14 protein-coding genes and 1 pseudogene are annotated in these 12,868 nt (G+C 73.0%); 11 read left to right on the top strand and 4 right to left on the bottom strand.

The window, feature by feature from the left end; translation table 11 throughout:
• The coding region (locus tag E1165_RS24090; RefSeq protein WP_132394027.1) for an Hsp70 family protein at window positions 1-1,036 on the bottom strand (1,036 nt) is incomplete at its 3' end.
• A gap of 300 nt (window positions 1,037-1,336) precedes the next feature.
• On the opposite strand from E1165_RS24090, the gene E1165_RS24095 reads away from it, so the two are divergent.
• The 3 genes from E1165_RS24095 (at window position 1,337) to E1165_RS30535 (ending at window position 5,644) form a co-directional block, all read left to right on the top strand.
• Entirely contained in the window at window positions 1,337-2,209 is an 873-nt protein-coding gene (locus E1165_RS24095; protein ID WP_132394028.1) for an IniB N-terminal domain-containing protein, read from the top strand.
• A 109-nt stretch (window positions 2,210-2,318) separates the two neighbouring features.
• The gene (locus tag E1165_RS24100; RefSeq protein WP_132394037.1) at window positions 2,319-4,169 is read left to right on the top strand and encodes a dynamin family protein; all 1,851 of its coding nucleotides are present in this window, start codon (window positions 2,319-2,321) and stop codon (window positions 4,167-4,169) included.
• On the top strand, window positions 4,166-5,644 hold the full coding sequence (locus E1165_RS30535) for a GTPase (RefSeq protein ID WP_132394029.1): 1,479 nt from the start codon (window positions 4,166-4,168) through the stop codon (window positions 5,642-5,644). The genes E1165_RS24100 and E1165_RS30535 overlap by 4 nt, the downstream gene beginning before the upstream one ends.
• On the opposite strand, the gene E1165_RS24110 is transcribed toward E1165_RS30535, so the two are convergent.
• The 3 genes from E1165_RS24110 to trxA form a co-directional block, all read right to left on the bottom strand.
• Window positions 5,543-6,454 (bottom strand): HTTM domain-containing protein, encoded by a 912-nt coding sequence (locus E1165_RS24110; protein ID WP_132394030.1) that lies wholly within the window; start codon window positions 6,452-6,454, stop codon window positions 5,543-5,545. The two genes, E1165_RS30535 and E1165_RS24110, sit on opposite strands and share 102 nt — an antisense overlap.
• Window positions 6,451-6,891, bottom strand: a complete 441-nt coding sequence (locus E1165_RS24115; protein WP_132394031.1) for a hypothetical protein — start codon at window positions 6,889-6,891, stop codon at window positions 6,451-6,453. Before E1165_RS24115 ends, E1165_RS24110 begins: the two co-directional genes overlap by 4 nt.
• Window positions 6,892-7,027: 136 nt before the next feature.
• Complete coding sequence (gene trxA, locus E1165_RS24120; RefSeq protein WP_132394032.1) at window positions 7,028-7,390, bottom strand: thioredoxin; 363 nt, start codon at window positions 7,388-7,390, stop codon at window positions 7,028-7,030.
• Window positions 7,391-7,934: 544 nt separating this feature from the next.
• Between trxA and E1165_RS24125 the strand changes: the two genes are divergently transcribed.
• The 8 genes and pseudogenes from E1165_RS24125 to E1165_RS24155 all read left to right on the top strand — a co-directional run.
• A complete protein-coding gene (locus tag E1165_RS24125; protein ID WP_132394033.1) occupies window positions 7,935-8,450 on the top strand; it encodes a MaoC family dehydratase in 516 nt (171 codons plus the stop codon).
• A gap of 100 nt (window positions 8,451-8,550) precedes the next feature.
• On the top strand, window positions 8,551-9,042 hold the full coding sequence (locus tag E1165_RS24130) for a hypothetical protein (protein ID WP_132394034.1): 492 nt from the start codon (window positions 8,551-8,553) through the stop codon (window positions 9,040-9,042).
• A gap of 49 nt (window positions 9,043-9,091) precedes the next feature.
• Complete coding sequence (locus E1165_RS24135) at window positions 9,092-9,715, top strand: RNA methyltransferase (RefSeq protein WP_132394035.1); 624 nt, start codon at window positions 9,092-9,094, stop codon at window positions 9,713-9,715.
• A 245-nt stretch (window positions 9,716-9,960) separates the two neighbouring features.
• Entirely contained in the window at window positions 9,961-10,662 is a 702-nt protein-coding gene (locus tag E1165_RS24140) for a DUF6758 family protein (RefSeq protein ID WP_371687395.1), read from the top strand.
• Window positions 10,663-10,778: 116 nt separating this feature from the next.
• Entirely contained in the window at window positions 10,779-10,937 is a 159-nt protein-coding gene (locus E1165_RS29205) for a hypothetical protein (RefSeq protein ID WP_165945313.1), read from the top strand.
• 6 nt (window positions 10,938-10,943) lie between these two features.
• Window positions 10,944-11,801, top strand: coding sequence for a PH domain-containing protein (locus E1165_RS24145; RefSeq protein WP_132394036.1), 858 nt, complete (start codon window positions 10,944-10,946; stop codon window positions 11,799-11,801).
• Window positions 11,802-11,901: 100 nt separating this feature from the next.
• Window positions 11,902-12,546, top strand: coding sequence for a SigE family RNA polymerase sigma factor (locus tag E1165_RS24150; RefSeq protein ID WP_243704964.1), 645 nt, complete (start codon window positions 11,902-11,904; stop codon window positions 12,544-12,546).
• A pseudogene (locus E1165_RS24155) lies at window positions 12,543-12,868 on the top strand (hypothetical protein); the annotation flags it as partial. The gene E1165_RS24150 and the pseudogene E1165_RS24155, both read left to right, overlap by 4 nt.

A 12,868-nucleotide genomic window follows, 5' to 3' on the forward strand; every position in this document is an offset into this window, starting at 1 on the left:
CCTGGCAGGCGGCCAGCGCGGCGCCGGTGGCCGCGGCCAGCTCGGGGTCGGGCCCCACCTGGATCGGGCAGGGGAACGCCGCGCCGAGCAACTCGGCGACCAGGGGGAGCCGGGCGGAGCCGCCGGCGAGCAGGACGCCGTCCAGTTCCGCCGGGGTCAGGCCGGCGCCGCCGACGGCGCGGAGCAGCAGGTCGACGGTCATCGTGACGGCGGGACGGGCCAGGTCCTCGAACTGCCCACGGCTCACCGGCACCCGTACCGGCCCGGACGGAAGGTCGAGCACCACGTCGGTCTCCGTGGCGACGGTCAGCTCGTGTTTGGCCCGGTCACAGGCCATGGTCAGGTCGTGCGGCACGGCGTCGGCGCCGGCCGGGCCACGGGCCAGGACGCTGCGGACGTGGTCGGCCAGTTCCTCGGTGAGGTCGACACCACCGCATCCGGGCAGCGACTGGGCCAGGCCGGCGGTGCCGTACGTCCCGTCGGGGTGGCGGCGGACCAGCGCCGCCTCGAAGGTCTCCCCACCGAGGCGGTAGACGGCGGCGAGGGCGCCGGGGAACCCGCGTGCCGCGTGGTACTCGGCGATCGTGACCGGGTCGGGCAGCAGCGTCACCCGGGGCAGACCGAGTTCGGTCAGGGCGTGGCGCAGCAGGTCCCGCCGGTGTGTGCCCCAGCCCGCCGGGTGGCTGACCACGACCGCCTCGGGTGGGCCGCCCTCGGCGACCCGGACCTGTTCGGCCACCCAGCCGGCCAGTACGGCGGTCAGCGTCTGCGCCGGGTACGCGTCGCCGCCCACCACGACGGGGACGGCGTCGCCGACCCGGTGCGGGAAACCCCGCACGGTGCGGCCGTCGCCGTCGAAGGCGGGCACGCCCACCGTCATCGTGCCGTCGACGGACAGGTGCAGGGTCGAGGGGACGGTGGCCGATCCGGCGTGCAGTGCGACGACCTCCGGCGCGGACCACTCGGCGCCCCACCGCCGGGCGACCGCCGCGACGGTGGTGGTGCATCCGATGTCAATTCCCAGGACGTACGGCATCGTCTCTCTCTCACCAGGAGTGGCCGGCCGGTGACGACGGTGTCGGGGTGCCCGTGCGGCGACCCCGTCCGGCAGACCCCGTGGGTCCTACGTTCGTACCAGAGATCCCCGGCTGACCTACTCCCTAAATCCCCCGCCACCTGGTTCCCCCCATCCCCCTAACCGGTGGCGGGCGGGCCCCCCGGTCCGGCCCCGCGCACTTTCGGGTTGATCCCCGATGCCCGACGCCGGTGACGTCCGTAGCGTGACCGATCACTGCGACACACCGCTCGTCGCCGACGAGACGTCCGAGGGGAAACCATGGAAACGAACCAGACCCTGCACGACTTCGTGCTCAACCTGCTCATCGACGCGGACGCGAGGGCTTCCTTCGACCTCGACCCGGAGGGCGCCCTGCGGGCTGCGGGGTTGCACGACATCACCGCCGCGGATGTGCAGGACGTCGTGCCGCTGGTGGTGGACTACGCCCCGGTGCAGGGCCTCACGTCGCTGGCGCCGTCCGCGGTCGGTGTCGACCAGCTCCCGGTCGACACCACGGACGTCGTCGGCCAGCTGCAGACCGTGACCCAGCAGTTCGCCGTCGCCGGCTCGGCCAGCGGGGTCGACGTCAAGGCGGGGGTGCTCGGCACCATCGCCGTCGACCCGACCACCGTCTCGGCGGGTGCGAGCGTCCTGCCGGGGATCGGTGTCGGGGTCGGACGGGACGGGCTGGACACCGACCTGACCGGGGTCGGTGACGTTGCGCACACCCTGGACGCCGGTGTGGTGGGCGGCCTGGACAGTGCCGTCGAGCCGGTGACCCGGGACGTCGTCGACACGACCACGGGTGTCGCCGGTGACCCGTTCGGTACGGGCGACAGCCTGGTCGGTGGCGGCCTGGACGGCGTGCTGCCGAACACCCAGGGGCACGTCGGCGGGCTCGTCGACTCGCTCGGTGTCAACGACACCCTGGGCGGGCTCGGCGTGGACCACACGGTGCAGGACCTCGACGTCACCGGCACCGTGACCGGTGTGACGTCCCATGTGGACTCGACCGTCTCCGGCACGCTCGGCGACGTCAACGGTACGGTGAGCGGCCTCACCGGCGGGGTGAGCGGGAGCGCCAGCGTGCACGGCGAGGCGAACGTCTCCGCCGAGGCTGGGCTGCTCGGACTCGGCGACGGCCTGTTCTGAACGGGCGTCCCACGGTGGGTGGGGTCGGGTCACCTCGGGTGCCCCGGCCCCATCCGCCGTGCCCGCCCCTCTTGATTAATGCGGGGCTATCGGCACACTTGGTCCGGTGATGGCGGGTATCTGGTTGGATGTGCTGGACGAGCTCGCCGGCACCTGCACCGCCCACGGCCGCGCCGACCTGCTCCGCACGGTTCGCCAGAAACGGGCCCAGCTGCTCGACCCGGCGCTGCGGGTGCTGGTCGTCGGCGAGCCGAACCAGGGCAAGAGTCAGCTGGTCAACGCGATCGTCACCGCCCAGGTCTGCCCGGTCGGTGACGGCCGTACCACGGTCCTGCCGACCGTGTTGCGGCACGCCGAGACCGCCTCGGCCGTGCTGGTGCGGACCCCGTCGGAACCGCGGGCCCCCGGCGCGGGCAGCCCGCCGGGGGTGGAGCGGACCCCGCTGCCGTTGGACCGGATCGCCGCCGGGGTCTCCGGAACCCTGGTGCCGCGTTCGGGCGGCGGCGCCGCCCATGTCGAGATCGGCGTTCCCCGGGCGTTGCTCGGTGCCGGTCTGGTGCTCGTGGACACCCCGGGCAGCGACGGGGCAGCCGGTTCCGGCGGTGCGGCTCCGGTGGCCGCGTTGCACCGGGCGGACACCGTCCTGCTGGTCTCCGACTCCACCCGGGAACTCTCCGTCGCCGAACTGAACATGCTGCTGCACCTCACCCGCTCCCATCCCAACGTGGTGGTGGTGCAGACCAAGACGGACCTCGTACCGGACTGGCGGGCCGTCGCCGAACGCAACCGGAGGCACCTGCAGGAGGCCGGTGTCCCCGCGCCGCTGATCCCGGTGTCGGCGGCACTGCGGATGCGCGCCGCGGCCGGCGACGATCACCAGCTCAACGCCGAGTCCGGTTTCCCCCTGCTGATCGCCCGTCTGCGCCGGGACCTGGCCGGCAAGAGCGACACCCTGGCCCGGGCGTCGGTGACCGCGCTCGCCCGTGCCGTGGTCGAGCAGCTGGCGGCCCCGTTGCGGGCCGAGCTGGAGAACCAGCAGGCCGCGGGGCGGGAGGGACCGATGGCCCGGCTGCACGCCGCCCAGCGGGAGGTGGACGAGTTGCGCCGCTGCTCGACCCGCTGGCAGAACACCCTCGTCGACGAGATGGCCGACCTGCTGTCGGACGTCGAGTACGACATGCGGGAGCGCACCCGTCAGATCCTGCGCGCGGTCGACGAGGCGTTCGACACGGCCGACCCGCTCACCGGCTGGGACGTCTTCCAGGGCTGGCTGGAGCGGAGCCTGACCGAGGCGGCCCGGGAGAACCACGAGTGGCTGGTGCGGCGCTGCGACTGGGTGGCCCGCCGGGTGGCCGGCAACTTCGCCCGGTACGGCCACCACGTGCTGCCACCCTGGTCGATGTCGGTGCCCGACGACCTCGCCGACCGGCTGCCCCAGCTGGAGTGTCCGTCCGTCGACCGGTTCACGGTCAGCCAGAAACTGCTCACCGGCATGAAGGGTTCGTACGGCGGGATGCTGATGTTCGGGCTCGCGCTGACGCTGGCCGGCATGCCCATGATCAACCCGGTCTCGGTCGGGTTCGGCGCGTTGCTGGGCGGCAAGAGCATCCGGGACGAGGGCAAGCAACTGCTGCGCCGTCGCCAGTCCACGGTCAAGGTGGCCGTCCAACGACACGTCGACGACTTCTTCGTGGCGATGACGAAGGACTGCCGGGACACCGTCCGGCAGGTGCAGCGGCTGCTGCGGAACCACTTCACCGCGTTGACCGAGGAGCTGCAGGAGGGCATCGTCGAGTCGCTGCGCAGCGCCAAGCAGGCCGCCGAGACGGACGCCGCCGTCCGGGACCGGCGGCAGCGCGAGATCCGGGCGAAGATGACCGGGCTGGCGCGGCTCTACGAGCAGGCCCAGTCGTTGACCGTTGGCCGTCCCGGGCCGGTGGTGCTGGAGCAGTCGGCATGACCGGCGGACCGGGGCTCGAAGCCGCCGTCCGTAACCTGTTGCACGAGGCGCTCGACCGGTGCCGGGACGACCCCCGCGCCGCCGGTCCGCTGCGGCACCAGCTCGCCCGGTTGGATCAGCCGCTGCGGGTCGCCATCGCCGGCCCCTGGCGATCCGGGAAGTCGACGCTGCTGAACGCGCTGATGGGCGAGACGGTCGCGCCGGTCGGCGAGGTCGCGGGCAGCGAGGCCTTCGTCTGGTACGAGGACGGGCCCGTACCCCGCGCCACCGCCTGGTCCACCGGCCAGCCGCCGCAGGAGCTGGCGGTCGCCCGGTCGGCGGCCGGGATGCGGGTGGACCTGGGCGGACACGCCGCGGACGGGCTGACCGACATCGTCGTGCAGTGGCCCACCCGGTCCCTGCGGCAGCTGACGCTGATCGACACCCCGGCGCTCGGCGGCGCGGACGACCCGGGCCCGACCATCGGCCGGCTGCTGCACGAGGCGGACGCGGTGCTCCACCTGACCCGGGACGGGCGGGACAGCGACCTGCGGGTGCTGGAGGCCGGCCGGGAGAGCCTGGTCGGCCAGGCCGCCCCGGTGCCGGTGGTCCTGGTGCGGTCGCGGGCGGACGAGACCGGGGGCGGGCAGATCGGCGCGCTGCTCACCGCCCGGCAGCTCGCCCGTCGCCAACAGCGGGATCCCCGGGTGGCGGCCCTCTGCCTGCACGTGGTCGCGTGCAGCGGGGCGGTCGGCCTGGCCGGGCGGACCCTGGGCGAGGCGGAGTTCGCCGCGCTGGCGGAGCTGGCCCGGGTACCACGCCCGCAGCTGGAGGGCCATCTCCTCTCCGCCGACCGGTTCCTCCGCGGCGAACTGCCGGTGTACGTGGACACCGCGGACCGGGCCGCGTTGCTGGACCGGCTGGGCCTGTTCGGGGTCCGGCTGGCCACCACACTGGTCCGGACGGGCTGCGACACGCGGGCCACGCTCGCCGCCGAGCTGGTGCGCCGCAGCGGTCTGGCCGAGCTGCGGGAGTCGGTGCACCGGCTCTTCGTGGACCGGCAGGGCGTCCTCAAGGCCCGGTCGGCGTTGGCAGCGGTGGAAACCGTGGCGCGTACCCGGCCGGCACCCGACACCCGCGCCCTGCTCGACTCCGTGGAGCGGGTACTTGCCGGCGCGCACGAGTTCGCGGAGTTGCGGCTGTTCGCGGCGCTGCGCGGCGACCGGTCGGGGTTCGACGCCGCAGCGGTCGAGGAGGCGCGGCGGCTGATCGGCGGCGAGGGCGCCGGCCTGGCCGCCCGGCTCGGCGTGGACCACGACGTGCCGGTACACCGGCTGTGGGAGGCCGCCGGCGAGGCTCAGCGGCGGTGGCGGGAGCGTGCGGAGGATCCGAGGCTACGGCTGGGGCAGCGGCGCGGGGCGCAGGTCGTCGCCCGTAGCTGCGAGGGAATGCTCGCCGAGCTGGTCGACCGGAGCCGCCGGCCGGCGCCGGCGTAGCTGCCGCAACCGGTCGACCGGACGGACCTTCTCCAGCGGCAGGAAGCTGGCCATCGCCACCAGGTGCGGAGCGAACGAGATGGTGATCGTCGCGAAGGTGACCAGGTGGAAGGAGTAGAAGAAGCCGACGGTGGCGAGTCGCCAGCGCTCGCGGAGCAGGAACACCAGCGGGCTGAGGAGCTCGAAGGCGAGGATGCCGAACTGGGCCACGATCAACAGGTAGGGCACCTGGGCGATCAGGTCCGCCAGGTCGGTGCCGCGCCGGATGATGGCCCGGGCCAGCACCGATCCGGTGGCCCAGTCCAGCCCGCCGAAGCGCAGCTTGGCCCAGGCGGCCAGGAAGTAGGTGCAGATCACCGCGATCTGGGTGACCCGCAGCGCCCAGCCACCCGCCTCGCTGCGGGTCGGGTCGCCGTGCCGGGCGCGGCCGGCGGTGGGCAGTGCGGCCAGCGCGACGAGAAGGGCGAACCGGTCGTGGTCGACCTTCCCGTAGCTCATCGCGATGATCATCCACTCGAGGTAGAGCGCGAAGACCGACCAGCCGAGCAGCCGGGGCGCGCGGCCGGTCGCGGCCAGCAGAGCGAGCGGGAGCAGCGTCCAGAAGAGCACCGCGACCAGGGCGGGGGTCGGCGTGGGCAGCGGCAGCAGCCGGCCGATCAGCAGCGGCTGGTAGAGCTCACCGGGTACGTCGACCCGGGTACGCACCCAGGGCGTGAAGACGACGAGGTCGGCGGCGACGAAGAGGTAGACCAGGGTGCGGAAGGCGGCGACCCGGCCGCGGGGAACGGCCTCGGTGAGCCAGCGGGTCACCGGGTCGCCTCCCAGCGCACCGCGGTCTCGTCCGTCCACCTGCCGGTGGGCCGGCCCTGGTGGATGCCGTACCAGCGGATCACGATCCGTACCTCGACCAGTTCCGGGGCGTCCGGGTGCCGTTCGGCGTACGCCTCGGCGACCTGGCGCAGCCGGTCCGGGTCGGCGACGTACCGGTCCTGCTGGCCCTCGATCTCGGCCCGGCGGATGCCGGTGGCGTCCTGGCCCAGCGCGATCAGCGCTCCGGTGCGGTCGACGCCCTCGACGCGGGTGTCGGGGGCCGGCGCGTCCGCCGGCGGGGAGGTGGAGTACATCCGGAACGGCCCGAACGGGAAGTGGTCGTCGAGGCCCAGGACGGTCCCGGCGAGGAGCAGGCCGGCACCGAGGGCGGTGGCGACCAGGCGCCCCGTCCGGCCCTGGGTGGTCAGCGTCTCCATCGGGTCGTGACGATACGGGATCGGCACCCCGCGGTGGACCCCCGCGCCTGCGTGGCCCGGGTGCGCGGGGGGATCGGGCCGGGCCGGCGCACGACGGCCGGACCCCGGTGCGGGGCCCGGCCGTGGTGGGTCGGTGTCAGTGCTTGTGGTCGGAGAGTTGCTTGCGGACGTCGTCCATGTTCAGGGCCCGGACCTGCTCGATCAGGTTCTCCAGCGCCGACTCGGGCAGCGCGCCGGGCTGCGCGAAGACGATCACGCCCTCCCGGATAACCATGATCGTCGGGATGGAGCGGATGTCGAACTTGGCACCCAGTTCCTGCTGCGCCTCGGTGTCGACCTTGCCGAAGACGATGTCCGGGTGCTTCTCCGAGGAGCGCTCGTAGACCGGGGCGAACCGCTTGCACGGGCCGCACCACTCGGCCCAGAAGTCGACGAGCACGATGCTGTCGCTCTCGGTCACCTCGTCGAAGTTGGCCGTGGTCAGCTCAACCGTTGCCATTGCACTCTCCGATCAGCGGACTGCTTTTCCGTCCGGTAGAACCAGGGCGGTCCGGTTGGAATTCCCGGTGGTGCGGTGCCGAAACCGGCCTTGGTGGGTGTGGACGGGCCACCGGACATCGAGACAGATCTGTCGGTCCCGTGTGCGGAACGCAAATGCAACACGCACTTGCGTCACGTGTCGTAGTGGGAGCGTTTCCAGGGAGATCGCCGCGATTAACCGCTACGAATCGGTAACTTCGCAGTTGACGAGGGGCGATGCAAGGTGCGGAGATCGCTCACCACCGCACCTTCCACTACTCACTGTAATGTCACAAAATGGTAAATGTGACGCCCGTCTCTGTTGGTGTGTCCACGTGGTGGGGCAGAATCTTCGACATCAGAGCGTGGGCGGCGGGTGCCGGGGAGGGCCCCGCCGCTCATTGCGTCTCCTCCCGGGCGCGGCCGGTGTGACATTTCCACCCCGCCCCCGACCCAGCCGAATCCTTAACCAGCGGTAAGGCATGCTGTGGCGACTCCATCGCTGCCCGTCGGAGGGGACAAGGATGCAGTTCGGCCGCTACTACGAGGAGTTCGAGGTCGGCGCGGTGTACCGGCACTGGCCGGGCAAGACCGTCACCGAGTACGACGACCACCTCTTCTGCCTGCTCACCATGAACCACCACCCGTTGCACCTGGACGCCCACTACGCCGAGTCGGCGACCCACTTCCAGCGCAACGTGGTCGTCGGCAACTACGTCTACTCGCTGCTCCTGGGGATGTCGGTGCCGGACGTCAGCGGCAAGGCGATCGCCAACCTGGAGGTCGAGTCGCTGCGGCACGTCGCCCCGACTTTCCACGGCGACACCATCTACGGCGAGACCACGGTGCTCGACAAGCGGGAGTCCGGCTCGAAGCCGGACCGTGGCGTCGTCTCGGTGGAGACCCGCGGCTACAACCAGGACGGCACCCTCGTCTGCGTCTTCCGGCGCAAGGTCATGGTCCCCAAGAAGGAGTACGCCGCGGCGGCGGTGCCCGACGGCGTCGACCCCGAGCGGCCCAGCTTCCCCGAGCCCCGCTGAACGCGGTCCTCCGTCACCCACGGGCCCCGCTCCCGCCCTGTTCTGGCCGGGACGGGGCCCGTGCCCGCCCCGGGGGCATATGCTGACGCCGGAGGTCCTGATGAGCCACTCCCTCGCCGGAGAGCCGCCCTCTGCCGGACGCCGTGCCGCACCGCTGACCACCGCCGTCTACTCCGCCGCCGAGTGGGATCTGCTGACCACCCTGCCCGGCCGGGTGCTCGTGGCCGCCGCCGCTCCCGCCCCCGGGCGGCCACCCCGGGAGGTCGCCGCCGGGCTCGCCGGGCTCGACGCGGTCGCCGCCGGCCGGGCCTCCGACAGCGACCTCGTCCGCGCCGTCGTCGCCTCGATCTACGCCCGGCACGACGGTGGCTCGAACCCGGCCGACGGGCTCGACGATCTGATGGACCTGCTCGCCGCCTGTCGGGCGGTGGTCAAGGTGCTGCGCCGACGGGCCGACCCGGCCGACTCGGCCGCGTACCGGCAGTGGGTGGAGTCCGTCGGGGTCCGGGTCTGCCACGCCGGCGACGCCACCGGTCCGGCCGACCGACGCTTCCTCGACCGGCTGGGCGGCGCCCTGGGGCTGCGGCGGTGACCGGGGCGGCGTCCGGTGGCCGCCGGGCTGTCCGTACCCTCTGGTGACCGTGACCGAGGATCAGCTCGACGTGGGCGTGGGCCCCTGGCCCGGCGACCCGCCGGACGACCCACGGTACGACCCGGAGCTCCTCGCCCATGGCGACCGGCGCAACGTGGTGGACCGCTACCGCTACTGGCGGCGGGAGGCCGTCGTCGCCGACCTCGACGAGCGCCGGCACGACTTCCACGTGGCGATCGAGAACTGGCAGCACGACTTCAACATCGGCACGGTGGTGCGCAACGCCAACGCCTTCCTCGCCGCCGAGGTGCACATCGTCGGGCTGCGTCGGTGGAACCGACGCGGCGCCATGGTGACCGACCGCTACCAGCACGTCCGGCACCACCCGACGATCGAGGAGTTCGTCGCCTGGGCGGCCGGGGCGGGGCTGCCGGTGGTGGGCATCGACAACCTCCCCGGCTCCCGGCCGCTGGAGACCGTCACCCTGCCCCGGCGCTGCGTCCTCCTCTTCGGCCAGGAGGGGCCCGGGCTGTCCGAACCGGCGCGGGCCGCCTGCGACCAGCTCTTCTCGATCGCCCAGTACGGTTCGACCCGGTCGATCAACGCGGGGGTGGCCAGCGGCATCGCCATGCACGCCTGGATCCGCGCCCATGCCGGTCCGCCGCCGGCCTGACGCCTACCGTGCCGGCCGCGGTCCCGCCCGACACCGGCTGGCGGACCAAAGGATCAGCCACGGCAACCAGGCACCCGCATGCCGTCCGCGCCGCCGGCCTCCGGTGTCCGACGGTGGGAAGAGGGTTACCCTCCGTGACGATTCGGAGTGGCCCCCTGGCGTTTCCGACAGCCTCGTCGCATCGGTGAGCGGCGGAAACGGCCGCATCGCTTGACGACTGCCCGGCGCGGGGTAACTGTGGGTTGATGAGCGTCGTGGTGAGTTGTCCCAGGTGTGCGGGGTCGGTGCGGCCCCCCGACCTGATGCACGCCGAATCGCGGTGCACGCGCTGCGGGCCGGTTGCGCCGTTGCATGTGCCCGAGCACATCGACGGGGAGATCGTGGCCAGCGTGGTGGAGCGGGCCTTGGCCGGCGGGGCGGCGGGCCGGCCGAACGTGCCGCTGTGGTGTCCGTGGCCGCTGCCCGCCGGCTGGACGGTGACCGGGGTCGGCTGGGCCGGCGACGACGCCACCGGGGTGCGGGCCACCGCCCTCGCCTGCGCCGGTCCCGCGCCGCTCGGCGGCGGGCCGGCCGAACTCGTCCTGGTGGCCGAGGAGCCGGGGGTCGGGCTGGGCGCCCGGTTCGCCGGGGTGTCCGGGCCGGACCCCGGGCCCGGGCTGGCGGAGGTGCTGGCCGGACCGGGGCCTGGCCTCGGGCATCCGCAGCACGTCGAGCCGGCCCGGATCAGGGTCAGCGGGCATCCGACTCCACTGTGGCTGGTGAGATCGGAGACGGATCGAAGCGCGTACGCCGGCGAGGCTCGGGGAATGTGGCTTCATGCGATAGCCTGGCCGGCGAGCGCGGGTCACCTCCTCGCGGAGGATGTCGTCCTGCACGACCTCGCCGAGTGGACTCCGCCCGAGCTCGTGTACGGCGCGCCGTCCCCGTACCTGCACGGCAGGGCATAGTCGCCCTGGCGGCCTGTCGGGGAGCGGACGCAGATCTTCACCGTACGACACGGTACTGATACTCTGAGTCCTGCTGCGGTAATCGAACCCGGCGCCGCGCGAGAGGATGGCCCGCTATGGTCAAGAAGGTCCTCACCTGGGCCGGCATCGCATTCTTGATCTTCTTTGTCGCCTACCGGCCGAACTCCGCCGCGGACGTGTTCAAGTCTCTCGGCGGAGGCATCGTGGACATCGCCTACGGCTTCGGCGAGTTCTTCACCAACCTGGTCGCCTAACCGCCGATGGGCAGCCCCTCCGGACCACCCTACGATCCCGACGACCCCGACCGGGAGCGCCGGGAGCGGGACACCGAGCCGATCCCGAGATACCGGCCCGACGACGAGCCGGGTCGCGGCCCGGACATGACGGACGGTCCGTTTCTCTCCGACGACGTCGGCTACGGCGTCGGGCCGGGTGGCTACCCGGGGGAGGGGCGGGCCGGGCGGACCTGGGATCCGGAGCAGCCGCCGGTCATCTCCGAGGAGGAGTTGGCCGGCCTGCGGGCCGACGCCCAGGGCATGGCACCCCGACGGGTGCTGCCGCTGGAGGACGAACCGAGCTCACTGGTCGCCCGCTACCTCTTCCCCACCGAGCGCTACCGGGGTGAGTGGAAGCGGCACTGGATCCACCTCACCACCCCGATCCTCGTCGGCGTCGCCGCCACCTTCGTGCTCGGCTACCTCTCCGGCTTCCTCGCCGGGCAGGACGTCGGCGCCCTCACCACCGTCGCCGTGCTGCTCTGGTTCGCGGTGATGGGCTGGGTCGCCTGGCGGGTCGCCGACTGGTGGTACGACCGCTTCATCCTGACCAACAAACGCGTCATGGTGGTCAGCGGCATCATCACCCGACGGGTGGCCATGATGCCGCTGACCCGGGTCACCGACATGAAGTACGAGCAGAGCCCCACCGGTCGGGCGCTCAACTACGGCACCTTCGTGCTGGAGTCCGCCGGCCAGGAACAGGCTCTCCGCGAGATCAAGAATCTGCCCAACCCCAACGAGCTCTACCTGCGCGTCGTCGAGGAGATGTACGAGCCGCAGGCGGTCGAGGCGCGGCTGGGCAAGGAAGCCGACGAGGCGAAGGCCGACGACGGAGCCTGAGGCTGCTCGGCCGTCCGTCGGGCAACCCGGCACCATCCGCCCTCGACCCGACCGCCCCGTCGTGGCAGCCTGCCAGGAGACGCGGTGGGGGAGGTGAGCGGTGGGCGAGCGGGATCCGCTGGAGGAGGAGTTCCGCGAGTTCGTCGCGGCCCGCTCCGGAGCCCTGCTGCGTACCGCGTACCTGCTGGCCGGGGACTGGGCCACCGCCGAGGACCTGCTCCAGACCGCGCTCACCAAGACCTACCTGGCCTGGAAGCGGCTGGGCGGCATCGACGCGGTCGAGTCGTACGCCCGTCGGGTCATGGTCAACACGTCGACGAGCTGGTGGCGCCGACGCTGGCACGGTGAACGTCCCACCGAGGTGCTGCCCGAGCGCGCCGGGGTCGACGAGATCGAACAGCAGCTCGACCGGGACGTGCTCTGGCAGCACCTCAGCGCGCTGCCCGCCCGGCAGCGGGCGGTGCTGGTGCTCCGCTTCTACGAGGACATGTCGGAGGCGCAGACCGCCGCCCTGCTGGAGATCTCGCCGGGCACGGTGAAGAGCCAGACCTCGCGAGCCCTCGCCACCCTGCGCCGTCGGCTGGGTGAGGAGGCCGCCCTCGACCCACTCGACCAGGAGCGGGTGCCGGCGGCCACCGCGCGGCAGCGGGTCGCGCCGGCCGTACCCCCGACTCGCCGGGCGGAACGCCGACCCGCCACCGCCGGGCGGCCCCGGCCGGCCGCGGTCGCCGGGGAGACACGATGACACCTCCCTCCGTCCCGCCGGGCAACCGAGGCGATGGCCCGAAGCGTCCCACCGTCGTGCGGCGGGACGACTTGGAAGACGCGCTGTGGGAGACGTTCTCCCGCCGGGTCGCCGCGCCCGCGCCGCTGCCCGCCGACCCGGCCGGGTCGGCCCTGCGGCGGGCCCGCCGGATCCGACGTCGGCGGGCGTTGACCGGGCTCGGCCTGGCGGTGGTGGCCACGTCGGCGCTCACCGCCGGCATGGCGCACCTCGGGGAGTACTCCGGCCGGGGCGGCAAGCCCGTCGTCGTGCTCGGCGACCCGCGCGGCCCGGCCACCCCCGC

It is taken from the genome of Micromonospora sp. KC723 (assembly GCF_004348595.1).
GTDB lineage: Bacteria > Actinomycetota > Actinomycetes > Mycobacteriales > Micromonosporaceae > Micromonospora.

Bases quoted from the DNA above. Each gene is read 5' to 3' on its own strand.
- E1165_RS24095 (WP_132394028.1), top strand. From the start codon at position 1,337: ATGGAAACGAACCAGACCCTGCACGACTTCGTGCTCAACCTGCTCATC.
- E1165_RS24130 (WP_132394034.1), top strand. From the start codon at position 8,551: ATGAGCCACTCCCTCGCCGGAGAGCCGCCCTCTGCCGGACGCCGTGCC.
- E1165_RS24115 (WP_132394031.1), bottom strand. From the start codon at position 6,891: ATGGAGACGCTGACCACCCAGGGCCGGACGGGGCGCCTGGTCGCCACC.
- trxA (WP_132394032.1), bottom strand. From the start codon at position 7,390: ATGGCAACGGTTGAGCTGACCACGGCCAACTTCGACGAGGTGACCGAG.
- E1165_RS29205 (WP_165945313.1), top strand. From the start codon at position 10,779: ATGGTCAAGAAGGTCCTCACCTGGGCCGGCATCGCATTCTTGATCTTC.
- E1165_RS30535 (WP_132394029.1), top strand. From the start codon at position 4,166: ATGACCGGCGGACCGGGGCTCGAAGCCGCCGTCCGTAACCTGTTGCAC.
- E1165_RS24140 (WP_371687395.1), top strand. From the start codon at position 9,961: ATGAGCGTCGTGGTGAGTTGTCCCAGGTGTGCGGGGTCGGTGCGGCCC.
- E1165_RS24145 (WP_132394036.1), top strand. From the start codon at position 10,944: ATGGGCAGCCCCTCCGGACCACCCTACGATCCCGACGACCCCGACCGG.
- E1165_RS24100 (WP_132394037.1), top strand. From the start codon at position 2,319: ATGGCGGGTATCTGGTTGGATGTGCTGGACGAGCTCGCCGGCACCTGC.
- E1165_RS24125 (WP_132394033.1), top strand. From the start codon at position 7,935: ATGCAGTTCGGCCGCTACTACGAGGAGTTCGAGGTCGGCGCGGTGTAC.